General features: G+C 30.6%; 25 protein-coding genes. 1 reads left to right on the forward strand and 24 read right to left on the reverse strand.

Annotated elements, in window-relative coordinates:
* Nucleotides 1–4: 4 nt before the first annotated feature.
* The 5 genes from coaD to KQI89_RS03705 all read right to left on the reverse strand — a co-directional run bounded on the left by coaD (nt 5) and on the right by KQI89_RS03705 (nt 5,177).
* A complete protein-coding gene (gene coaD / locus KQI89_RS03685) occupies nt 5–484 on the reverse strand; it encodes a pantetheine-phosphate adenylyltransferase (protein WP_216455951.1) in 480 nt (159 codons plus the stop codon).
* 6 nt (nt 485–490) lie between these two features.
* Nucleotides 491–1,048 (reverse strand): 16S rRNA (guanine(966)-N(2))-methyltransferase RsmD, encoded by a 558-nt coding sequence (gene rsmD / locus KQI89_RS03690; RefSeq protein ID WP_216455952.1) that lies wholly within the window; start codon nt 1,046–1,048, stop codon nt 491–493.
* Nucleotides 1,049–1,120: 72 nt separating this feature from the next.
* Entirely contained in the window at nt 1,121–3,154 is a 2,034-nt protein-coding gene (gene recG / locus KQI89_RS03695; protein WP_216455953.1) for an ATP-dependent DNA helicase RecG, read from the reverse strand.
* A 42-nt stretch (nt 3,155–3,196) separates the two neighbouring features.
* Nucleotides 3,197–4,816, reverse strand: a complete 1,620-nt coding sequence (locus KQI89_RS03700) for a DAK2 domain-containing protein (protein WP_216455954.1) — start codon at nt 4,814–4,816, stop codon at nt 3,197–3,199.
* Between the two features lie 13 nt (nt 4,817–4,829).
* The gene (locus tag KQI89_RS03705) at nt 4,830–5,177 is read right to left on the reverse strand and encodes an Asp23/Gls24 family envelope stress response protein (RefSeq protein ID WP_032121780.1); all 348 of its coding nucleotides are present in this window, start codon (nt 5,175–5,177) and stop codon (nt 4,830–4,832) included.
* 197 nt (nt 5,178–5,374) lie between these two features.
* On the opposite strand from KQI89_RS03705, the gene rpmB reads away from it, so the two are divergent.
* The gene (gene rpmB, locus KQI89_RS03710; protein WP_032121781.1) at nt 5,375–5,566 is read left to right on the forward strand and encodes a 50S ribosomal protein L28; all 192 of its coding nucleotides are present in this window, start codon (nt 5,375–5,377) and stop codon (nt 5,564–5,566) included.
* A 49-nt stretch (nt 5,567–5,615) separates the two neighbouring features.
* Here the strand turns inward: rpmB and spoVM are convergent, their stop codons facing one another.
* From spoVM to KQI89_RS03805, 19 genes are all read right to left on the reverse strand, one after another.
* Nucleotides 5,616–5,687: a stage V sporulation protein SpoVM gene (gene spoVM / locus KQI89_RS18130; protein ID WP_106383682.1), complete on the reverse strand. Its 72-nt coding sequence runs from the start codon at nt 5,685–5,687 to the stop codon at nt 5,616–5,618.
* 75 nt (nt 5,688–5,762) lie between these two features.
* On the reverse strand, nt 5,763–5,924 hold the full coding sequence (locus KQI89_RS03720) for a hypothetical protein (protein ID WP_246582943.1): 162 nt from the start codon (nt 5,922–5,924) through the stop codon (nt 5,763–5,765).
* Nucleotides 5,925–6,036: 112 nt separating this feature from the next.
* Entirely contained in the window at nt 6,037–6,672 is a 636-nt protein-coding gene (locus KQI89_RS03725; protein ID WP_216455956.1) for a thiamine diphosphokinase, read from the reverse strand.
* Nucleotides 6,669–7,322: a ribulose-phosphate 3-epimerase gene (rpe, locus tag KQI89_RS03730; RefSeq protein WP_216455957.1), complete on the reverse strand. Its 654-nt coding sequence runs from the start codon at nt 7,320–7,322 to the stop codon at nt 6,669–6,671. The genes KQI89_RS03725 and rpe overlap by 4 nt, the downstream gene beginning before the upstream one ends.
* Complete coding sequence (rsgA, locus tag KQI89_RS03735; RefSeq protein ID WP_216455959.1) at nt 7,316–8,185, reverse strand: ribosome small subunit-dependent GTPase A; 870 nt, start codon at nt 8,183–8,185, stop codon at nt 7,316–7,318. The genes rpe and rsgA overlap by 7 nt, the downstream gene beginning before the upstream one ends.
* 22 nt (nt 8,186–8,207) lie before the next feature.
* Nucleotides 8,208–10,136, reverse strand: coding sequence for a Stk1 family PASTA domain-containing Ser/Thr kinase (pknB, locus tag KQI89_RS03740; protein WP_216456656.1), 1,929 nt, complete (start codon nt 10,134–10,136; stop codon nt 8,208–8,210).
* The gene (locus tag KQI89_RS03745; RefSeq protein WP_032121785.1) at nt 10,114–10,869 is read right to left on the reverse strand and encodes a Stp1/IreP family PP2C-type Ser/Thr phosphatase; all 756 of its coding nucleotides are present in this window, start codon (nt 10,867–10,869) and stop codon (nt 10,114–10,116) included. The genes pknB and KQI89_RS03745 overlap by 23 nt, the downstream gene beginning before the upstream one ends.
* Before the next feature lie 2 nt (nt 10,870–10,871).
* Nucleotides 10,872–11,921, reverse strand: a complete 1,050-nt coding sequence (rlmN, locus tag KQI89_RS03750) for a dual-specificity RNA methyltransferase RlmN (RefSeq protein ID WP_216455960.1) — start codon at nt 11,919–11,921, stop codon at nt 10,872–10,874.
* An 11-nt stretch (nt 11,922–11,932) separates the two neighbouring features.
* A complete protein-coding gene (gene rsmB, locus KQI89_RS03755) occupies nt 11,933–13,252 on the reverse strand; it encodes a 16S rRNA (cytosine(967)-C(5))-methyltransferase RsmB (RefSeq protein WP_032121787.1) in 1,320 nt (439 codons plus the stop codon).
* A gap of 18 nt (nt 13,253–13,270) precedes the next feature.
* Entirely contained in the window at nt 13,271–13,954 is a 684-nt protein-coding gene (locus tag KQI89_RS03760) for a zinc metallopeptidase (RefSeq protein ID WP_216455961.1), read from the reverse strand.
* Nucleotides 13,955–13,973: 19 nt separating this feature from the next.
* Nucleotides 13,974–14,903 carry a methionyl-tRNA formyltransferase gene (fmt, locus tag KQI89_RS03765; RefSeq protein ID WP_216455962.1) on the reverse strand — a complete coding sequence of 310 codons (930 nt, stop codon included), beginning with the start codon at nt 14,901–14,903 and terminating at the stop codon, nt 13,974–13,976.
* 7 nt (nt 14,904–14,910) lie between these two features.
* Nucleotides 14,911–15,360: a peptide deformylase gene (def, locus tag KQI89_RS03770; RefSeq protein WP_032121790.1), complete on the reverse strand. Its 450-nt coding sequence runs from the start codon at nt 15,358–15,360 to the stop codon at nt 14,911–14,913.
* Nucleotides 15,361–15,403: 43 nt separating this feature from the next.
* The gene (priA, locus tag KQI89_RS03775; protein WP_216455963.1) at nt 15,404–17,617 is read right to left on the reverse strand and encodes a primosomal protein N'; all 2,214 of its coding nucleotides are present in this window, start codon (nt 17,615–17,617) and stop codon (nt 15,404–15,406) included.
* Nucleotides 17,618–17,651: 34 nt separating this feature from the next.
* A complete protein-coding gene (gene coaBC, locus KQI89_RS03780) occupies nt 17,652–18,839 on the reverse strand; it encodes a bifunctional phosphopantothenoylcysteine decarboxylase/phosphopantothenate--cysteine ligase CoaBC (protein WP_216455964.1) in 1,188 nt (395 codons plus the stop codon).
* Between the two features lie 2 nt (nt 18,840–18,841).
* Entirely contained in the window at nt 18,842–19,060 is a 219-nt protein-coding gene (gene rpoZ, locus KQI89_RS03785; RefSeq protein ID WP_032121793.1) for a DNA-directed RNA polymerase subunit omega, read from the reverse strand.
* Nucleotides 19,041–19,670, reverse strand: a complete 630-nt coding sequence (gene gmk, locus KQI89_RS03790) for a guanylate kinase (RefSeq protein ID WP_216455965.1) — start codon at nt 19,668–19,670, stop codon at nt 19,041–19,043. Before gmk ends, rpoZ begins: the two co-directional genes overlap by 20 nt.
* The gene (remA, locus tag KQI89_RS03795; RefSeq protein ID WP_032121795.1) at nt 19,670–19,942 is read right to left on the reverse strand and encodes an extracellular matrix/biofilm regulator RemA; all 273 of its coding nucleotides are present in this window, start codon (nt 19,940–19,942) and stop codon (nt 19,670–19,672) included. Before remA ends, gmk begins: the two co-directional genes overlap by 1 nt.
* A 20-nt stretch (nt 19,943–19,962) precedes the next feature.
* Nucleotides 19,963–20,844 carry a YicC/YloC family endoribonuclease gene (locus KQI89_RS03800; RefSeq protein WP_216455966.1) on the reverse strand — a complete coding sequence of 294 codons (882 nt, stop codon included), beginning with the start codon at nt 20,842–20,844 and terminating at the stop codon, nt 19,963–19,965.
* A 91-nt stretch (nt 20,845–20,935) separates the two neighbouring features.
* Nucleotides 20,936–22,090 carry an aminotransferase class I/II-fold pyridoxal phosphate-dependent enzyme gene (locus KQI89_RS03805; RefSeq protein ID WP_216455967.1) on the reverse strand — a complete coding sequence of 385 codons (1,155 nt, stop codon included), beginning with the start codon at nt 22,088–22,090 and terminating at the stop codon, nt 20,936–20,938.
* Nucleotides 22,091–22,201: the final 111 nt, after the last annotated feature.

Below are 22,201 nucleotides of genomic sequence, written 5' to 3' on the forward strand. Positions count from 1 at the left end.
CCTCCTATTTATTAGCTTTTCTCATTATATCAGGGATTATATCATCTGGTACTAATCCCTTTATGCATCCTCCAAACTTGGCAACTTGCTTAACTGAAGAGGAACTTAAATAAGAATATTGTGCATTTGTCATCATAAATATTGTTTCTATAGAGGAATCTAGCTTATTATTCATAAGAGCCATCTGAAATTCATATTCAAAATCTGAAAAGGCTCTAAGTCCTTTTATGATTACTTTAGTATCTCTTTCCTTCATAAAATTTATTAAAAGTCCATCAAAACTTTCAACCTTAACATTTTTATAAGGTTTTATGACTTTTTCTATAAGTCTTACCCTTTCTTCTATATGGAAAAGCCCATTTTTATCTACATTCACTAAAACTACTACTATAACTTCATCAAAAATCTTAGAAGCTCTTTCTATTATATCCAAGTGACCATTAGTTATAGGATCAAAGCTCCCTGGATAAACAACCTTTTTCATATTAGTTTAATCCTCCTTATAGCTATAAAAACATACGGTAGTATTACCATACTTTCTATGATCAATTAACTCTATAAAGCCATTTCCTGTATGTATATCTTCTTGAGTATCAATTTTCGTTACAATTAACCCATCTTTTTTTAATAACTTATTACCATGAATCAATTCCACAGCTTTTGGTATCATATCTTTCATGTAAGGTGGATCTATAAATATTATGTCAAATTGTTTTTCTGATTTTCCTAGCATTTTTAGAGCTTCATAAGAATCCATATTTAAACAATGAGCTTTATCTTGAAAGTTCAAGTTTTCTATGTTCTGTTTTAATAAAGGAAATGTTATAGGACTTTTATCTATTAGATAGCATTCTTTTGCACCCCTGCTTACAGCTTCCAGCCCTAAGCTTCCAGTTCCTGCAAAAACATCTAGTGCAGTAGCATCTGGAACTCTTAGCTGTATTATATTAAACATAGCTTCTTTTATTCTATCTAAAGTTGGTCTTGTCTCCATATTCATAGGTGACAATAATTTTCTGCCCTTAGCAAGACCTGCGATTATTCTCATTTATTTTCCTCCTTAAAAACCACTTTTTTATATTTTAACATAGGAATATATATTATTCAAAGATTTTATACTTCAATTAAAACAAATATATTTAGAACTACTTTCTAAATACTTCATAATTTCTTCTCTTAAATTCTTATCTAAAGAAGAGTTGCTGTTTATAATTCTTCTCCCCTCTTCGTTAGCAATTTTAAAAAGTTCTATATCTTCCATGATATCTGCTAATATTAATCCCGTCTCCCCATGTTGCCTTATTCCGAAAAGTTCCCCTGAACCTCTTAATTTTAAATCCTGTTCTGCGATATAAAACCCATCATTGCTCTCAGTCATAATCATCATTCTTTTTTTAGTTGTATTAGATTTTGCCTCTCCAATAAGTAAACAATAAGATTTATGCTTACCTCTCCCTACCCTTCCTCTTAACTGATGGAGCTGCGAAAGACCAAACCTTTCTGCATTTTCTATAACCATTACTGTAGCATTAGGCACATTTACTCCAACTTCTATAACTGTAGTAGAAAGTAGAACAGATATATCTCCATTCTTAAATTTACTCATTATCTCTTCTTTTAAAGCTCCCTTCATCTTCCCATGCAGTATCTCTACAGAAATTTCTTTAAAATAGGTTTCTTTTAATTCTTCATATAGTTTATTTACAGAATTAAGTGGTAAATCTTCATTTTCTTCAATAAGAGGACAAACTATATAAGCCTGCCTTCCATTACTTATTTCTTGTAATAAAAATTTATATACATAATCTCTTTGACTTTGATTATAGAATACTGTGTCTATCTTCTGTCGTCCTGGAGGTAACTCATCTATAATAGAAACATCTAAATCCCCATATAAGTATAAAGCCAAGGTCCTAGGTATAGGAGTTGCAGTCATAACCAAAACATCTGCCATACCTTCTTTGTTTATTAATTTACTTCTTTGATGTACTCCAAATCTATGTTGCTCATCTGTTATTATCATACCTAATTTTCTTGTTTCTACATCATCCTCAATTAGTGCGTGTGTACCTACTACTATCATAGCATCGCCACTTCTTAACTTGTTTTTTATACTGTCTTTCTCTTTTGCAGGTGTACCTCCTGTAAGTAATTCTATTTCTATATTGAAATCGCCTAGTAGTTTTTTACATTCATCATAATGCTGTTTAGCAAGAATTTCAGTAGGAGCCATAAATAAAGCTTGATAACCATTTTTAACCACATTAAACATGGCTATTATAGCTATTATAGTTTTACCACTTCCTACATCTCCCTGTACCAATCTATTCATAGGATAAGATCTTTTTTCATCCATAAGAATTTCCCTTATAGTTCTACTTTGAGCTTCTGTAAGGCTAAATGGTAAGCTATCTTTCAATTCACTTAAGGATTTATCCATTTTAAATGAAATACCCAACGTATCAGATTGAAGTTTTTTCTTTAACATTAATATCTTTAGAGAATAAGTGAATAGTTCCTGAAATTTCAATCTATCCTTAGCATGATTTAAACTATTCATGTCCTTTGGAAAATGTATATTTCTAATAGCGCTATCTAAAGACATAAAGTTATATTTTTTTAATAATTCTAAAGGTAAATTTTCTTTTATCTCTATATTATCTAAAATTGTGTTTATTAATTTTAATATGATTTTATTTGTTAGATTATCTTTAAGCACATATTTAGAGACAATGTTACCACTTTTAAGATCCTTACTACCTATAACAGGGTTTATCACATCTAAGATATCACCTTGTTTTTTATAACTACCTAATAATATATATTCTTCACCTATATTAAACTGTTTTTTTATATAAGGCTGATTAAACCATTTTCCTATAACTTTCATATTTTTATATTTAAAAATTAGGGTAGTTAGATGTTTGCCCGTTCTAGTTCTAATATCACTTTTAACTCCTTGAAAAATGCAATTTAACACCAACTTCTCTTTTTCAAAGTTTTCTTCCCAAATAATATCATTATTAACAAATTCATATTCCCTTGGAAAATATAAAAGAAGATCCATCATAGTAAATATTCCACATCGATTAAGAGTCTCCTTTGTTTTTTTTCCTACACCTTTTAATTCTCCTATATCTTTATAAAGATTCATAAATAACACCTCATAATAAAAAAAGCCCGAAGGCTTTTTTAATTATTCTACTGAAATTATAAAGTAATATAAAGGTTGCTTTCCTTCATAGCATTGTATATCTAAATCCTCGTATATTCCCTCTAACTTCTTAGCAAATTCTTCTACTTTATTTTTATCGCAGTCACTTCCGTAGAATAAAGTTATTAAGGACTTATCCTCATCTACCATTTTCCCTAATAAACTTTCTGTAACCTCAAAAACCTCACTGCCTACCTCTTTAATCTTTCCTTCTACTATTCCTAGTATATTACCTTCTTTTATTTCAATTCCATCCATTTCAGTATCACGAACAGCATAGGTTACAGAACCTGTAGTAACAGATTCTATGCTTTCTTTCATAACCTCTACATTTTCTTCAACTTCAATATCAGGATTAAACATTGTTACACAAGTTATCCCTTGAGGAATACTTTTTGTAGGTAGTACAATTACATTTTTCTCTGCTAATTCTGCTGCTTGAGTTGCTGACATAATTATATTTTTATTATTTGGTAATATAAATACATTTTCAGCATTTACTTTTTCTATACTTTGTACTATTTCCTGAGTACTAGGATTCATTGTTTGACCACCTTCTATAACGTAGTCTACACCTAAATCTTTAAATATATGTTCTATTCCTTCTCCCATTGCCACTGAAATAAATCCATACTTTTTCAATTCTTCTTTAGGCTCCTCTTTATACTCTTGTTCTACTATAAGACTTCTATGTTCTTCTCTCATATTGTCTATTTTAATTTTTGAAAGTTCACCTAAAGCTACAGCTCTTGATAAAACTGCTCCAGGATCATTAGTGTGTATGTGAACTTTAATTACGTCATCATATCCAACTACTATCATTGAATCTCCAAAAGATTCAATATTATTCTTGAAACTTTCAGCTTTATCTGCATCTCCTAAAATTATAAATTCAGTACAATATCCAAACTTAATATCATGATCTACAAGATTATTGGCAGCAGAAGTCTTTGACTCAGCAAAATTAACATCCCCAATTGTAGCCTTGACATCATCTCTTAAGCCTTCATAAATTCCTTTTAATATTATTAATAATCCCATACCACCAGAGTCAACAACTTTAGCACTTTTTAGCACTGGAAGCATATCTGGAGTTTTATTTAAGGCATCTTCAGCAGACTTACAAACATCTTCCATAAGCTTTGTAATATCTGTATTTCTGCTTTTTACTGCACTTTCACCAGCCACTCTTACTATAGTTAGAATTGTTCCTTCTATAGGTCTCATTACTGCCTTGTATGCGGACTTACTACCTTCCATAAGACTTTCTGCAAATTCTTCAGCATTTACTACATCTTTACCTTCTAAACCCTTTGCAATACCTCTTAATATTTGGGAAAGTATAACCCCTGAATTACCTCTAGCACCCATTAGGGCACCCTTAGCTAATTTTTTTGAAACCTCACCTATAGACTCAGAATTCATATTTTCAATTTCTTTTACTGCAGCTTTAAAAGTCATTGACATGTTAGTCCCTGTGTCTCCATCAGGTACTGGAAATACATTTAAAGAGTTGACAAATTCTTTTTGCTCTTCTAATCTGTTACTGGCATTCACCATTATATTATAAAAATGCTCACCATTTATTTTTAAATATTTCATTTAAGCAAACCTCCTAGACTCTGACACCTTGAACATTTACAGTTATACATAAAACCTTTAGCCCTGTATAGCTCTCTACATTGTATCTTATTCTTTGAATTATATTATTAGCTATAACTGATATTTTAGTTCCATATTCTAGTACTACAAATAGTTCTATGGTCAATTCATCATTTTTATAATTAATCTTAACACCTTTACCTAAATTCTCAACCTTTAGTAATTCCCACAAACCGTCAGCAGCATTTTTTGAAGCCATACCAACTACACCATAACATTCCATAGTGGATAATCCTACTATGTTAGCTATAACCTCATCTGAATATTCTATATTACCATGTTCGTTAGAAATTCCTATCATATATAATCCTCCTTGATTAATTCCATATAGTATATTCTATATTAATTGAATAATTTATTCAAGAAAATTAAAGATTTTAATTACTTTATTTACTAATAAGTTTATATTTTACTTGCACAAAATATGAATATTTGATAGAATATTATTTGTGCTAAATGAAGAATATTATCTTCTAAGGTTAGAGGAGGTGTTTTACAATGTCAAGAAGATGTGAATATTGCAATAAAGGTGTTATGTCAGGTGTTCAATACAGCCATTCACACCGTCAATCAAAAAGAAAATGGGCTCCAAATGTAAAGAGAATAAAAGCAATAGTTAATGGAACTCCAAAGACTGTTCATGTTTGTACAAGATGCCTTCGTTCAGGTAAGGTTGAAAGAGCGATATAATAAATAAAAAATGCAGTTGTACTTAAGCAATTGCATTTTTTATTTATTATTATTTACTTTTTTTAAATAATTTTAATAGATTAGATAAAAACTTAGGTAATTTTATTGCCACTATCTTCATATTACCCTCCTTAAAATAGCTCTTACTCAAAGATTAACTCTTAATATATAATTCTAGTGTTTAAATTGTAATCTTCTATTTTTTGCTATCGAAAAGATACCATCCACAATAGACGAGACCTCCTCCTATAGCTAAAAGCCATCCCCACAAGGGCATTAATACTGATAATACCATACCTAATCCAACACAACCTACTACTATTCCAAGTATTTTTTTCTTATGACATAGTTTAGACAAATTAATCACCAGAAACATATTGCTCCAATAATCATTATATTACAGCAAACTGTCTTTGGTGATTAATTTTATTCTAATTATTTTATCTTTTATTAGAGCTTAAATTAATAAATCAATCTTTTGAGTATAATACTATAACTATACCTTTTTCAAAGCTAATACTTATATCATTATTTAAAAACTCATTGGATACCGTAACAGGATCTCCTAAGTTAAGAGTATAGTTCCTAAGTTCATATTTTGCATCATATATATTAAACCCCTTAACTGCTTCTCCAAAAGCTTGAAAAGAAATCATTTGACCTTTCTCACCTTTGAATTTGCAACTTTTGTCAGTTAAGAATATACAATTATTATCATCTTTTATATAAGCTTCTATTCCTTCTTTTAAGCATCTTCTTAAAAGTCCTATATTTGCGAGAACATGATCTAGTCTACTTCCAGTACAACCTAAAAAAACTATCTCTTCTGATTGCTTTTCTATAGCTTTTAAAAGTGCTAGTTCAGTATCTGTAAAATCTTTTTCTACTGGATATACATCAATAAACTCTAAATTGTTTTTAAAATACATTAAAACATCCTTATCAATAGAATCAAAATCCCCTAATAAAATATTAGGTTTGATCCCATATTTGTAAAGCACCTCTGCACCTTTATCCGCTCCAATAATAAAATCACAATCTTTTGTTTCCTTACTAATTAAGTCAAAAGACGGAGCTTTACCTCCTGAAACTATAACTGTTTTCATTTTGCGGCCTCTTTAAGTGCCTTTATGTTTTCTTCTATGTTATCTCCTCTAAAAACAGCTGATCCAGCAACTACTATGTCAGCTCCATTATTTGTAATAGAATAAATATTTGATGTATCTATTCCACCATCTACCTCTATGAATATGTCTTTGTCTCTTTCTATTATCATGTTCTTTAAGTCTTTAACTTTATTATCACAATATTTTATATATTTTTGACCGCCAAATCCAGGATTTACAGACATTATTAATACCATATCTAATTCATCTAATATGTTTTCTAATACACTAACAGGAGTAGCTGGATTTAAAGCCACTGCGGCTTTAACACCAAAGCTTTTTATGTAGCTAATAGTTCTATCTAAATGCCTTTCAGCTTCATAATGCACTGTAATAATATCTGCTCCTGCCTCAGCAAAGTCCTTTATATACTTAGAAGGCTCTTCAATCATAAGATGAACATCAAAAATCTTTTTTGTATAAGGTCTTATAGCTTTAATTATGGGCATTCCAAAGCTAATATTGGGCACAAATCTCCCATCCATAACATCTATATGTATAATATCTGCCTCACTTTTATCAAGCCTTCCAATATGTTCTCCTAATTTAGCAAAATCTGCTGATAATATCGAAGGTGCTATTTTTACCATTTTTTCTTTCTCCCTTCCATTATTTCTTCTAAAGTTTTAGTATAAAAGTCATATCTAAACTTACTTATATTCCCACTGTCTACAGCTTCTTTAATTTTACAACCTGGTTCCTTATAGTGCAAACAAGAATTAAATTTACATTTTGATAAATAGGCTTCAAAATCTGGAAAGCAGTACTGTAATTCTTCTTTAGATATAAAATTTATATCTAAAGTGGAGAATCCTGGAGTATCTACTAAAAAACCTTCCTCTAGTTGTATTAATTCGCTGTGTCTTGTAGTATGTTTCCCTCTTCCAATTTTTTCACTTACTTCACCAGTCTCCATTTTATGGTTTTCACTTAAACTATTCAGTATTGTTGACTTGCCAACTCCAGAGGGTCCACATAATACTGTTACATTATCTTTTAATCTTTCCTTAAGAAGTTCTAAACCCTTTTCCTCTTTTGCATTTATAAACAAAACTTCATAACCCAAATTATTCATAGTATTTTTAATTTGATTATATTGATCTTCTGAGCATAGGTCAATTTTATTTATACATATTACTGATTTTATGTTATTGTACTCACAAAGTAATATAAATCTATTTAAAAGCTCTAAGTTTAAATCTGGATTTTTAATGGCAAATACTATAAAGGCCTGACTTACATTGGCTACCATAGGTCTTATAAGTTCAGAACTTCTTTCCTTAATCTCTTCTATTACACCTTTGCCATTCTTAACTGTTATCTCCACCTTGTCACCAACTATAGGGGTAAGTTCATTAAATCTGAACTTCCCCCTTGCTTTACATTCAACTACTCCCTCTTGGGTCTTTATATAATAGAATCCTCCGATGCCTTTTATAATTATACCTTTCATCTGTTCCTCCATTAATGATAGATTATGGGTTAGGTTTTTGTGGCGGATTTACTGGGTTTTGATTGTTATTATTGTTGTTATTTCCTTGTTCAGGTTTTTTAGCTGATACAATCGTAACAGTTCCTCCTGATACCACTTCATTAACATCTATCTTTTCAATTGTGTCTTCAGCTCCAAATCCATTAGGGTTCAAACCTATACCTCTTTGAGCTAAAATTTCTTGTGCTTCTTTTACTTTTTTACCTACTATGTCTCCCACCTTTATCTTTTCTGGCTCTTTATAAACATAATACTTTATATTAATGGTTGAACCTTCTTTTACCTCTATACCAGGTTCTATGGATTGATAATATACCCTTTGATCTTTAGATTTATCACTAGTTTCTTCCGTACTCTTATTTATATTCAACTTAGCATTCCTTAATGCACCTTCAGCATCTTGTATGTTAGCACCTGTAACCTTTGGTACCTTTGTTACCTTTATTTCTTGCCCTTTACTTATAACCAAATTAACTTTTGTGCCTTTTTCTACCTGTTTATCTGCTTCCGGATCCTGTTTTATAATAGAGTCCTTAGCAACTGTATCACTAAATGCAGAATCTATATTTCCAACTTCAAGATTATAAGTTGCTAATATATCCTTAGCATCTTTCAAATCTACGCCTTTAAGGTCTGGTACTTTTATTGTAGGTACTCCTCCACTTACAATAACCCTTACTATATCTCCCTCTTTTGCTACTTCTCCCTCTTTTGGATTAGAGTCAATTACTGTACCTTCTGGTTTATCACTTTTATCTGTTCCAACTACTTCCATCTTTAATTTACCATCTTCAAGCACTTTTTTAGCTTCCTCTTTAGATAAACCCATGATTTTAGGCACTGTTAACTCTTTAGCTTCTTGCTTTGGTTTAGTAGATCTATCTATTAAATAAGCACTTAATACACCTAAAGATATAACCAACACACCTATTAAAGACAATATAATTGCTTTTTTACTTTTCTTTGATAACCCCTTTTCCGATATTTCACTCTTATCATTGCTATCAGATTCTTCATAAACTAAATCTTCAGTTACAGGATCCATTATTCTAGTGAAATCATTATCTACATTGTTATAAATTATCTCTGAATTAGGATTCTTTTGTATTTTAATTAAATCACTTAAAATATCCTTAATACTTTGATATCTCTTTATAGGCTCTTTTTCTATAGCTTTTAATATTAACTTATTTAAACTCTCCGGTATGTTTTCCACTATCTGCTTTGGTGGAACTACAGGTTCTTGTATATGCTTCAAAGCCACAGAAACGGGACTCTCAGCATCAAAAGGTACTCTTCCTGTAACCATTTCATATAATACTATTCCTAAAGAATAAATATCAGTTCTAACATCTACGTATGTACCTTTTGCTTGCTCTGGAGAGAAATAATGAGCAGAGCCTAATATTTTTTTAGAGTTTGTTATGGTGGTAGAATCTGGTGATTTAGCTATACCAAAGTCTGTAACTTTAACAATACCATCTTCTGTTACCAATATATTTTGAGGTTTTACATCCCTATGAATTATATTGTTTCTGTGAGCACAATCCAAAGCTCTTGCAATTTGTGTAGCATAATCTAAAACTCTTTCATAAGGCAATCTTCCATTTTCTCTAATAACCTCTTTTAAAGTTTTTCCCTTTACGTATTCCATAACAATATAGTTTATATCTCCTTGGGTACCTACATCAAAAATATTAACTATATTGTTATCGGATAAATTGGCAATAGCCGTTGCCTCTTTCTTAAATTTATCAACTAATTCACTATCAGATACAAACTCTTTTTTTAATATTTTTACAGCATCAAATCTATTAAGCTTATGGCATTTTGCCTTATAAACCTCGGCCATTCCTCCCTCTCCAATTTTTTCTATGAGCTCATATCTATCACCTAATATTGTTCCTATCATCATTATGCTCTCCTCCAACTAAAATTAAGGATATGTTATCTCGTCCTCCACGTTTTTTAGCTTCTTCAACTATATGTTTACATAGTTCTTCGTAACTTTCACAAGTACTTTCTACGATCATATAGACCAGTTCTTCTTTTGAAATTTCATTAGTTACCCCATCTGAGCATAATAATATTGCATCAAAATGTTTATTTGAAATATCAAATACATCTATATCTATATCTAAATAAGTCCCTACTGCTCTTGTAATTATATTTTTATTAGGATGATGAGCTGCTTCACTTTCTGTGATACTTCCATCATCTATAAGTTCTTGAACTAAAGAATGATCTTTAGTTATTTTAATTATATTATTTTTTTCTAGTATAAAGCAACTGCTATCACCTACATTTGCCACTAGAACTTTATTTTTATATATAATACAAGCAGTTATAGTAGTTCCCATACCTTTATATACCTCGTCTTTATGGGAAAGATTGAATACTTTTTCATTTGCATAAATTATAGCTTTTTTTAATTCATTCTCCAAGTCTTCTTCAGAAATATCCTCTTTTAATTTAAAATAATCTGTTATACTCTCTACAGCAATCTTACTTGCTACCTCGCCTGCATTATGTCCTCCCATACCGTCAGCCACAATAAATAATTTTATATCTTCACTGATTAAGGTTCCAATATAGTCTTCGTTTAAACTTCTTACATTACCTACATCAGTCATCATTCCCACCATTATTAGCACCCCTCTTCTGATATTTGGGTCTTTTCTATGTAACTCCTTCTAAGTTGACCGCAAGCCGCATCAATGTCTGATCCCATTTCTTTTCTTACAGTGGTCTCAATTCCCCTTTTACTTAATACCTCTTTAAATTTATTAATATTATCTTCAGAAGACTTCTTGTATATTTTTTCCTTTATTTCATTAACAGGAATTAAATTAACATGGCACAATAATCCTTTTAGTAAGTCACTTAATTCTATGGCATCCTCTACAGAGTCATTTACCCCCTTAACCAATGCATACTCAAAGGTAACTCTTCTACCAGTTTGGTCTATATAATCTCTACAAGCACTAATTATTTCTTTTATGGAGTATTTATTTGCTATAGGCATTATCTTCTGTCTATTTAAATCATTTGATGCATGAAGTGATATGGCTAAGGTTATCTGCATCTTTTCTTTTGCAAGCTCCTCTATTTTAGGTACAATACCACAAGTAGATAAAGTAATATGTCTTTGACCAATATTCAAGCCATAATCAGCATTTACAATTTCTAAAAACTTAACTACATTATCATAATTGTCAAAAGGTTCTCCACTTCCCATAAGTACGATATTGGATATTCTATGGTCAATTACCTTTTGTGCAACAAGTATTTCTGATATCATCTCTCCTGGTGAAAGATTTCTTATCATACCGCCTACAGTAGATGCACAAAATTTACATCCCATTCTGCATCCTACTTGAGTTGATATACAAATGGATTTTCCATAATTATAGTTCATTATTACACATTCTATAAGATTATTATCCTTAAGCGCTAACAAAAGTTTTTTAGTATTATCCTTTTTTGATTCAAAAACATCAATAATATTAGGTAAATATATACTAAAATCTCTATTTAACTTTTCTTTTAAGCTTTTAGGAATATTAGACATTAAATCAAATTGCCATACGCCCTTATATATCCAATCCATTATCTGCTTTGCTCTAAATTCACTTTCTCCATTATTTTTCATCCATTGTTTTAATTCTTTTAATGAAAAATCTAAAATATTTTCCATGTAAACACCTACTAAACTTTTATTAATCTAGCTATAAAAAATCCATCCATATTTTCTTGGGGTAATATAGTGGCATAGCCTTCTTCACTATAAATAATATTATTAGCATCTCCAAAAAATACTTTTTCTAGTTTAAAATCAGAATGATTATTTAAAAACCATTTTACATTTTCTTCATTTTCTTCTTTATTCAATGTGCATGTAGAATAAAGAAGTACCCCACCTTTTTTTACATATTTCGAAGCGTTATCCATAATATTTCTTTGTATTTCTACTATATCCTTTAAGTTCTTTAAACTCTTGTTCCACTTTATCTCTGGCTTTTTTCTTATTATACCAAGTCCTGAACAAGGTACATCAATTAATACTTTATCTGCTTTATCTATAAAATCTTCATTTAACTTAGTAGCATCCATAGTGTCACAGGATATATTAGTTAGACTTAGCCTATTAGTATTCTGCCTTATAAGACTTAATTTGTTTTCATGTATATCAAAAGCAAAAACCTGTCCACTTCCCTCTAATATTTCTCCTATATGTGTAGTTTTACCTCCTGGAGCACTACATAAGTCTAAAACTACATCTCCAGTTTGAAGTTTCATTGATGGTGCCACTAACATAGCACTTTCATCTTGCACTGTAATTTTACCTTCAATAAAGCTTTTGTTTTTTTCAATATTACTTCCCTTTGATATCCTTATGGCCTCTTTGCATATAAAGCCTTGGTAAATTTCATAACCAGATTCCTCTAAATTTGAAAAAACTTCATCATAGGAGTATTTAGATAAGTTTACCCTTACTGTTACTTCGGGCCTACTATTTAATCCCTTCAATATAAGCTCTGTATACCTATCTCCATACTGCTTATGCAAAAACTTTACCATCCAAGGCTCAAAAGAATATTCATAGCTCCATCTTTCAAACTTATTGTCTTTATTAAGAAAATCCTTATCTTTATTTCTTATATAGTTTCTAAGTACTCCATTTACAAATTTAGATGCTCCTTGTGACTTCCTTTTAGCTAAGTTTACAGCTTCGTTTACTGCTGCATAATTAGGAACCTTATCTAAATATCTCATCTGATAAATAGTAATTCTTAATATATTTAATATATAATTATCTACCTTTCTAATATCCTTTACAAATACCCTTATTATATAGTCTATGGTATATTTATATTTTATAGTACCATAGACTATTTCTGTAATTAATCCTCTATCAACTTCTTTTATATCTTTATTATTTAATTCTTTATTCAAAACAATGTTAGAATAGGCATCTTCATTAAATACCTTGCATACAACATTAAGTGCTAATTCTCTAGCATTCATATCTTTACCTCAAATTCTTTAATCATTTCTTCTATTACTTATAGCAACTAATCTTAATAGCTGTGATATAGCCATAAGTGTAGCTGCTACATAGGTCATAGCTGCAGCTTGCAGTACTTTTTTTGCACCATATATTTCATTTTCATATAATATTGACCTTTCCTCCAGTATCCTAAGTGCTCTACTTGATGCATCAAATTCTACTGGAAGTGTTACTAATTGAAATAAAACCACAGCAGAAAACAAAACTATTCCTAAACTTGTTAGAGGTTGAATTCCCATTACTATACCTATAAAAAATATTACCCAAGATGCACTGGAACTTATATTTACAATAGGCACTATAGTATTTCTTACTATAAGTGGCTTATAGGAATTTTGATGTTGAATGGCATGCCCTACCTCATGGGCTGCAACTCCTATAGATGCCACAGAAGTACTAGAATAAACTTCTCCTGAAAGTCTTAATACTCTCTTTGAAGGGTCATAATGATCCGTAAGATTACCAGCTACCCTTTCAATAGGAACATCCAAAAGTCCAGCACTATCAAGAAGCATCCTAGCCACCTGTGATCCTGTATATCCATTAGAACTATAAACCTTTGAATATTTATTAAAAGATCTAGATATCTTAGTCTGAGCCCATAAAGAAATTAATAAAGCTGGCAGTAAAATAAAATAAGTACTATCATAATAAAACAAAAGATTACCTCCTTTAAAATTATATTAATAACAATCCTTCTTTAATATCATGCCCATTTATATAAGCCTCAACACTTAGTGGCTTACCATTAGGAAATTGTACAATTTCTATAAGAAGTACCTTATCTTTTGTGGCAACTTCTATTCCCTCTTTGCTTACATTAAGTATTGTTCCAGGAGTCTTTATAGAATCTTTTTTCAAAACCTTACTTTTATATATTTTCATTCTTTCTCCTTCATATTCAGTATGAGCAATAGGCCATGGATTTAAACCTCTTATTAAATTGTGTATATTTTTAGCACTTTCATTCCAGTTAATTTTTGCAATCTCTTTGTCTAACATAGAAGCATAGTTGGCTTCATCTTCCTGCTGTTTTTTAGGTTTTAGTTCACCTTTAACCATAGCTTCTATAGTATTTACAAGGAGATCTCCTCCATTGTTCATTAGTATATCATGAAGCTCTCCTTTGGTCATATCTTCATTTATATATACTTCATCACTTAAGAGCATATCCCCTGTGTCTAAGCCTATGTCCATAAGCATAGTAGTATTTCCAGTTTTTTCTTCTCCATTGATTATTGCCCAATTTATAGGAGCTGCCCCCCTATACTTTGGTAATAATGAAGCATGAAGATTTATACATGCGTATTTAGGCAACTCTAATATTTCTTTTGGTAATATTTGTCCATAAGCTACCACTATTATAAAATCTGGATTCATATCCTTAAGAACTTTTAATACTTCTTCATTTCCCTTAACCCTTTCCGGCTGAAATACTGGAATATTGTGTTTTATAGCTAATTCTTTTACTGGAGACATAGCTAACTTCTTACCTCTACCCTTAGGTCTGTCTGGTTGAGTAAAAATAGCTATTATTCCATACTGATCTATAAGTCTTTGAAGAGAGGGTACTGCAAACTCTGGAGTACCCATAAATACTATGTTCATATTAGAATTATTCCTCCTTTGAAAGTACTTTGTCAACAAATAAAACTCCATTTAAATGATCTATTTCATGACAAACAGCTCTTGCAAATAATTCTTCAGCTTCAAATTCAATTTCTTTTCCTTCTTCATTTAAAGCCTTTACTCTTACCTTTTCAGGTCTTTCAACTTCACCTTGCTCTCCTGGAACACTTAAACATCCCTCAACATCTATATAAGAACCTTCTTTGGATATTATTTCTGGATTAATCAATGCTATAGGGCCTTCGCCTACATCAATTACTACTATTCTTTTTAGTATTCCTACTTGAGGTGCAGCAAGGCCTACCCCATCTGCATCATACATAGTTTCAAACATATCCTTAATTAAAACCTTAATTCTATGATTAATTTCCTCTACAGGTTTACTCTTCTTTCTTAAAAGTTCATCTCCATAAGTTCTAATATTTCTTAAAGCCATAAAATTTCTCCTCCATATCTTTATATATTAATTCTAATTTACATTATATTAAACTATTAGGATTTATATCAATACTTAATCTTATATCCTTATAATAATCCTTTATACTTTCATATAAAAAGTCTTTTATTTCTTTTGCTAATTCATCAGCTATTTGTCCCTTTATTATTATTTGCCATCTATAGGATTCTTTTATTTTACTTATCATACAAGGGCACGGTCCCAATATTTCTATTTTATCATGGTATAGGAACTTATTTTTTAAATTAATGCCAATATTTTGTATACATTTTATTAATAAATCCTCATTCTTAGAACTTAAGTTTATAGATAGTATTTTCCCAAAGGGTGGATAGCTCATATCTTTTCTAATAGTAAGTTCCTGATTATAGAAACTAGAATAACTATAATTTTGAGCCGCTTTTATACTATAATTTTCCGGCAAATATGTTTGCACTATAACATTACCAATAGTTTTTCCTCTTCCTGCTCTACCGGATACTTGAGTTACAAGTTGATATGTTCTTTCCGAAGCCCTATAGTCTGGAAGATTCAAAGATAAATCTGCAGCTAAAACTCCCACTAAAGATACATTTGGGAAATCCAATCCCTTAGATACCATCTGAGTTCCAATTAAAATATCAGCCTCACCTTTTTTAAATGTATTGTATATTATCTCATAAGAATCTTTCTTTCTTGTAGTATCTAGATCCATCCTTAGTACTCTAGCCTCTGGAAAATGCCTTCTTACTTCTGTTTCAACTTTCTCTGTTCCTACTCCAAAATATTTCACATAATTACTATGACAAACTGGACAAATATTGCTAACCCTCATCTTTTTACCACAATAGTGGCAAGATAAATAATTACCTGAAAAGTGATAGGTCATTGATATATCACAATCATCACATTTAAATACATATCCACATTTTCTACAGGATACAAATGTAGAAAAACCTCTTCTATTTAAAAACAATATAATTTGTTCTTTCTTATTTAAGGTTGTTTTTATCTCATTATATAATAAAGTACTAAAAATAGATCTGTTATTATTTTTAAGTTCTTCTCTCATATCAACAACATGTATATTAGGCATTAAGGCTCCGTCTGCTCTATTCTCCATTTTAAGTAGTTCTATTTCCCCAATTTCTGTTCTATAATAGGTTTCTATACTAGGAGTAGCAGTACCCAGCACTACTTTACATCCCTCTAATTTGCTTCTATACTCTGCAATATCCCTAGCATGATACTTTGGATTGCTATCAGATTTATAACTATTTTCATGCTCCTCGTCAATTATTATAAGCCCCAAGTCCTTAAATGGTAAAAACACTGCTGAACGAGCTCCTACAGCTAGTTTAACTTTACCCTCTTTAACTCTAAACCACTCATCAAATCTTTCTCCATCTGAGAGTTTACTATGAAATACTGCTACCTCTTTTCCAAATCGTCCTTTAAACCTTTCTATCATTTGTGGCGTTAAGGCAATTTCAGGTACTAAAACTATAGAAGCTTTTCCTCTTTGAATATTATCTTCTACTAAATTCATATATACTTCCGTCTTTCCACTACCTGTAACTCCATGAATGAGAAAAGTGTGGTTATAAGAATTTAAAATATTTTCCACTATATTTTTTTGTTCAGTATTTAAATTTTTCTTGCCATAGTATTGAAACTCTTTATGATTATATCTTTGGATAATCTTAGAATCTGCAGATATAAATCCATGCTTTATTAGGGTATTTATAGAACTTAAAGACATTCCATAGTTCTTATTTAGCTCAGCCCTTGTAACTCCATCTTCTAAACTTTTTACCTTATTGAATATAGAAATATAAGGTTCTTTATCATATTTTCCTTCTAAGGATTTAGATACAAATAACACTTCTACAGTCTTTTTCTTCATTCCACCAATAATACCTTTAGGTAGAAATTGTCTCAAAGCATCTACATAGGAACAAAGATATTTTTTTCTCATAAACTCCATAAGTTTTACGTCTTTATTCGTAAAAAGTTCCACATCACTATAGAGATTTTCAATACTTTTTATTTCTACATAAGTATCTTCAAGTTCTTTTACCCCTTCATAAAGATATAAAACAAATCCATCTATAAGCCTATTTCCTCGACCAAAAGGAACTTTTACCCTATGTCCAACCTTTATTTTATTCCTATGATCTTCCTTAATCCTATAGGTGAAAATTCTATCCAATTCATTGGCATCTTGGTTTATAACAATACCAGCAAACTTTAACATATATATCACCCTTTATAAAATAAAAAAGCGCAGATTAGCGCCTTTTATTTATAATATCAAATAAATTTTTTGCAACCTGTTTTTTAAGCATAGGTTCTAAGTCTATAATATCTCCATTTTTACAAATTATGCTTACTTTATTATCTTCTGAAGCAAAACCCGTATGAATAATATTATTTGCAACTATATAGTCTAAATTTTTATTATTAAGCTTTTTTTCTGCATTCTCTAATAATGAATGGCTTTCTGCAGCAAATCCCACTAAAACTTGATGTTTCTTTTTTTCCCCTAGAATTTTTAATATATCATTATCTCTTAAAAACTCTAACATAAGGTCCTCATCATGCTTTTTTATTTTTTCTTTGCTATAAATTTTAGGTTTATAATCTGCTACTGCCGCTGTCTTTATAACTATATCTACATCCTCATAATTTGAAAGCACTGCTTTTAACATTTCCTCATTAGTATCAACCCTTATAAGCTGAATACCAAAAGGATCCTTTAAAGATGTTGGACCTGAAATTAAAATTACTTCAGCTCCTCTATCTCTAGCTTCTTCCGCTACAGCATATCCCATCTTTCCAGTAGATCTATTTGTTATGTATCTTACTGGATCTAACTTTGCTATAGTAGGACCAGCTGTAACTAGAACCCTTTTACCTTCTAAGTCCTTAGGCTCGTATAGCATACTTTCTATTTTATCTGCTATATATTTAGTGTCTGCAAGCTTTCCTCTTCCTTCATCACCACAGGCCAACCTTCCACTAGCTGGTTCTATAAATTCATATCCATATTTTTTTAATTTGGCTATGTTTTCTTGAACTATTGGATTTTCATACATATTTGTATTCATAGCTGGAGCAAATACAACCTTTGCTTTAGTAGCCATTATGGTAGTAGATAACATATCATCTGCAATTCCATTTGCTACCTTGCCAATTATATTAGCTGTAGCTGGAGCTACAAGAAGTATATCCGCCTTTTTAGCTAATGAAATATGCTGTATTTCCCAAGCTTTAGGTTCTTCAAACATATCTACCGTAACCATGTTTTGGCTTAAAGATTGAAAGCTTAAGGGTGAAACAAACCTTGTAGCAGATTCTGTCATTATAACATTCACTTCTATTTGTTTTTTTCTTAAGGCGCTTATAATATCTAGAGCTTTATATGCAGCTATACCGCCAGAGACTCCTATTACTACACAATTGCTCTTTTCTTGCATTACTATTTGAATCCTTCCTTCACTGTTTCATAGTTAATAAAACCTTCTCCTACTTCATTAATAGCTTGAGTTAAAGGTTTTTTGGACTCAACATCCACCATTGGATCAGCGCCTTCAATTATTTGTCTAGCTCTCTTTGAAGTTACTGTAACTAGAGTATATCTATTATCTACTTTTTCTAATAAAGTTGTAATTGATGGATTAATCATAGAGTTGTTCATGAATCAGGCCCTCCTTGGAATCTAATATCTTTTCTTTTATTCTATCTACTCTGCATTTTTCAGCAATAAGTATACTTTCTATTTTTCTAACTGCTTTATCTACGGTATCATTTACCACAGCATAATTATATTTTGACACATAATTAATCTCTTGATAAGCAGATTTAAATCTAGTCATTAAAGACTCCGGGGTTTCACTACCCCTTTTTATTATTCTTTGTTTTAACTCTTCCATAGATGGTGGCAATATAAATATAAATACTCCATCATCTACTTTATCTTTAACTCTTAAAGCTCCTTGGATATCTATTTCAAGTATGACATCTTTTCCACTATCAAGCATATCTTGAACTTTGGATCTAGGAGTTCCATATAGGTTTCCATAAACTTCAGCATATTCTAAAAAGTCATCTTCTTCTATTTTAGTTTTAAACTCATCTCTATCTAAAAAATAATAGTTAATACCGTCCTCTTCTCCTTTTCTAGGTGATCTAGTAGTTGCTGAAATTGAAAGATAATACTCATTTCTCTCTAATAAAGCCTTACAAATGGTACCCTTTCCAGCTCCTGAAGGACCTGATATAACTATTAATATACCTTTTTTAGACATTATTCATCAACCTCATCCATAGCTTCCTCTTCTTTAGATGACAGTCTATGAGCTACAGTTTCTGGTTGAACAGCTGAAAGAATAACATGGTCGCTGTCTGTAATTATGACAGCTCTGGTTCTTCTACCATAGGTAGCATCGATTAACATGCCCCTATCTCTTGCTTCTTGAATTATTCTTTTTATAGGAGCTGACTCTGGACTAACTATGGCCACTAACCTATTAGCAGAAACTATATTACCAAAACCTATATTTATTAATTTAATACTCATTGTATTCCTCCTAAAATTCATCATTCTATATTCTGCACTTGTTCTCTTATTTTTTCAATATTGTTTTTCACATTTAATATCCAATTTGTTATTTCTAAGTCGGAAGATTTAGAAGCTATAGTATTAGCCTCCCTATTCATCTCCTGAACTATGAAATCTAGTTTTCTGCCTATAGGTTCTTCTAAAGCTAGAGTATGACTTAATTGACCTATATGACTATTTAATCTTGTTATCTCTTCTGCAATACTGGCTTTATCTGCAAATATAGCAATCTCCATACTTAAACGATTTTCATCAACCTTTGCATCTCCTATTAATTCCTTTATTCTTTCCTCAAGTTTTAATTTATATTCTTCCACAACTTTAGGAGATTTTAATTCTATTTTATCTAATTCTTTTTTTATACTATTACAATTATTTTGGATATCTTCTCTTAATTTAATTCCTTCTTTTTCTCGCATGGCTACTAAGCCCTTTACTGCTGAATGTACCAAAGGCTGTATTTCTTTCCAAAGGTCTTCTAAATCCGATTCTTCCTCTTCAACATATATTACATCAGGAAACCTAGAAATAAAAGATAAGGATATATCATCCTTAACAGAATATCTTTCCTTTATCTCATTTAGACATCCCATATAACTATCTAAAAGCTCTCTATTTAGATTTGCTTTCCCTTCTACTTTTTCATAATTTTTATAATTTAAAAATAGATCTATCTTACCCCTATTTAAGTACTGAGAAATGATGTTTCTAATTCTCTCTTCTAGAGCTATCATCGCTTTAGGCATTCTAACATTAACATCTAAAAACCTATGGTTAACGCTTTTAACTTCTATTATGAAGCTTCGTTTACTGCCTTCTTCACTACTGGCTCTCCCAAAGCCCGTCATACTTCTAATCATCAAAATCCTCCTTATGTTCTTCCAGTTCATAATACCTATTATACATAAATAGCATCCATTATTTCAAGGTTTATTTAAAAATAGACTTTATCTAATTCATACTAATTTTATCTATGCTATTCAGCGCCTTACTTATAAGTTCTTCCTCCTTAGTAAGAGATATCCTGAAATGTCCAAATCCAAGCTTTCCAAATACATATCCTGGTGTAACCACTATGCCCCTTTCTACAAGTAGCTTATTACAAAATTCATCTGTTGTATAGCCTTTAGGTACTTTACACCAAATGTAAAAGGTTCCCTGTCCTTTGAAGTACTCTAATCCTTTCTCTTTTAAAATATTCTCAGCCAAAATTTTTCTTCTATAATATATATGGTTTATATGTTCTATATAATGCTCACAATCTTTTATTGCTTTTAATGCAGCATATTGTATAGGAATAAATTGACCTGAGTCTATATTGCTTTTAACCTTCAATAAAGCTTTTATAATATTTTTATCACCAGCTACATAAGCTATCCTATATCCTGTCATGCTAAAAGCTTTAGAGAAACTACCAAATTCAATACAATTTTCTATCCCCCCCATAAGTATAGATAACTTTTTCTTATTATTTTGAACTATCTCCTTATAAGCCCCGTCATTACATAAAACTATATTGTATTCTCTGCACATTTTTTTTACTTCCCATAGAAAGTCTTCTTTTAAAATAGCTCCTGTAGGATTATTGGGATAATTAATAATCATAAGCTTTGCTACTTTCTTAATATTTTCAGGAATTGTATTTAATCTAGGAAAATAACCTCTTTCCTCTATAAGAGGTGTTTTATATGGAATTACCCCCCAAAGCCTGCTACAAGCCTCATAGGCTGGATAAGAAGGTTCTGGTAAAATAATATGATCTGATATATCACAAGTTGCTGGTATTATATTGCTTAATCCTTCTTTTGATCCCACCAGTATTAATATTTCATCCTTTTCTAACTCTACATTATAATTAACTTTATAATATTTAGCAATCTGTTCTTTTAATTCAAAAATTCCTTCACTTACTGGGTAGTTATGATATTTTTCATAACTTAAAGCCTCTATAAGAGCCTCATTAACTTCCTTAGGTGGAGATAGATCCGGATCCCCTATGCCAAGATCTATTATATCTTTGCCTTTTGCGCTAACTTCTCTTTTTAGCGTTTCAATCTTATTAAAATGATATTCTTGAAGATTTACTATCCTATTATTTATTTTCAATTGAATTCCTCCAAAATATTACTTTTTACCATAATATTCATATTTCAATGTTTTGCTACAAAGCTTTTAAAACTTCTATAATATGCAAAATAATAGAAAGTGTACATAAAT

The organism is Clostridium simiarum, assembly GCF_018919175.1.
Classification (GTDB): Bacteria; Bacillota; Clostridia; order Clostridiales; family Clostridiaceae; genus Clostridium_L; species Clostridium_L simiarum.

Bases quoted from the DNA above. Each gene is read 5' to 3' on its own strand.
- coaD (WP_216455951.1), bottom strand. From the start codon at position 484: ATGAAAAAGGTTGTTTATCCAGGGAGCTTTGATCCTATAACTAATGGT.
- rsmD (WP_216455952.1), bottom strand. From the start codon at position 1,048: ATGAGAATAATCGCAGGTCTTGCTAAGGGCAGAAAATTATTGTCACCT.
- recG (WP_216455953.1), bottom strand. From the start codon at position 3,154: ATGAATCTTTATAAAGATATAGGAGAATTAAAAGGTGTAGGAAAAAAA.
- KQI89_RS03700 (WP_216455954.1), bottom strand. From the start codon at position 4,816: ATGAAATATTTAAAAATAAATGGTGAGCATTTTTATAATATAATGGTG.
- KQI89_RS03705 (WP_032121780.1), bottom strand. From the start codon at position 5,177: ATGATAGGAATTTCTAACGAACATGGTAATATAGAATATTCAGATGAG.
- rpmB (WP_032121781.1), top strand. From the start codon at position 5,375: ATGTCAAGAAGATGTGAATATTGCAATAAAGGTGTTATGTCAGGTGTT.
- KQI89_RS03725 (WP_216455956.1), bottom strand. From the start codon at position 6,672: ATGAAAACAGTTATAGTTTCAGGAGGTAAAGCTCCGTCTTTTGACTTA.
- rpe (WP_216455957.1), bottom strand. From the start codon at position 7,322: ATGGTAAAAATAGCACCTTCGATATTATCAGCAGATTTTGCTAAATTA.
- rsgA (WP_216455959.1), bottom strand. From the start codon at position 8,185: ATGAAAGGTATAATTATAAAAGGCATCGGAGGATTCTATTATATAAAG.
- pknB (WP_216456656.1), bottom strand. From the start codon at position 10,136: ATGATAGGAACAATATTAGGTGATAGATATGAGCTCATAGAAAAAATT.
- KQI89_RS03745 (WP_032121785.1), bottom strand. From the start codon at position 10,869: ATGGTGGGAATGATGACTGATGTAGGTAATGTAAGAAGTTTAAACGAA.
- rlmN (WP_216455960.1), bottom strand. From the start codon at position 11,921: ATGGAAAATATTTTAGATTTTTCATTAAAAGAATTAAAACAATGGATG.
- rsmB (WP_032121787.1), bottom strand. From the start codon at position 13,252: ATGAATGCTAGAGAATTAGCACTTAATGTTGTATGCAAGGTATTTAAT.
- fmt (WP_216455962.1), bottom strand. From the start codon at position 14,903: ATGAACATAGTATTTATGGGTACTCCAGAGTTTGCAGTACCCTCTCTT.
- def (WP_032121790.1), bottom strand. From the start codon at position 15,360: ATGGCTTTAAGAAATATTAGAACTTATGGAGATGAACTTTTAAGAAAG.
- priA (WP_216455963.1), bottom strand. From the start codon at position 17,617: ATGTTAAAGTTTGCTGGTATTGTTATAAACCAAGATGCCAATGAATTG.
- coaBC (WP_216455964.1), bottom strand. From the start codon at position 18,839: ATGCAAGAAAAGAGCAATTGTGTAGTAATAGGAGTCTCTGGCGGTATA.
- rpoZ (WP_032121793.1), bottom strand. From the start codon at position 19,060: ATGAACAACTCTATGATTAATCCATCAATTACAACTTTATTAGAAAAA.
- gmk (WP_216455965.1), bottom strand. From the start codon at position 19,670: ATGTCTAAAAAAGGTATATTAATAGTTATATCAGGTCCTTCAGGAGCT.
- remA (WP_032121795.1), bottom strand. From the start codon at position 19,942: ATGAGTATTAAATTAATAAATATAGGTTTTGGTAATATAGTTTCTGCT.
- KQI89_RS03800 (WP_216455966.1), bottom strand. From the start codon at position 20,844: ATGATTAGAAGTATGACGGGCTTTGGGAGAGCCAGTAGTGAAGAAGGC.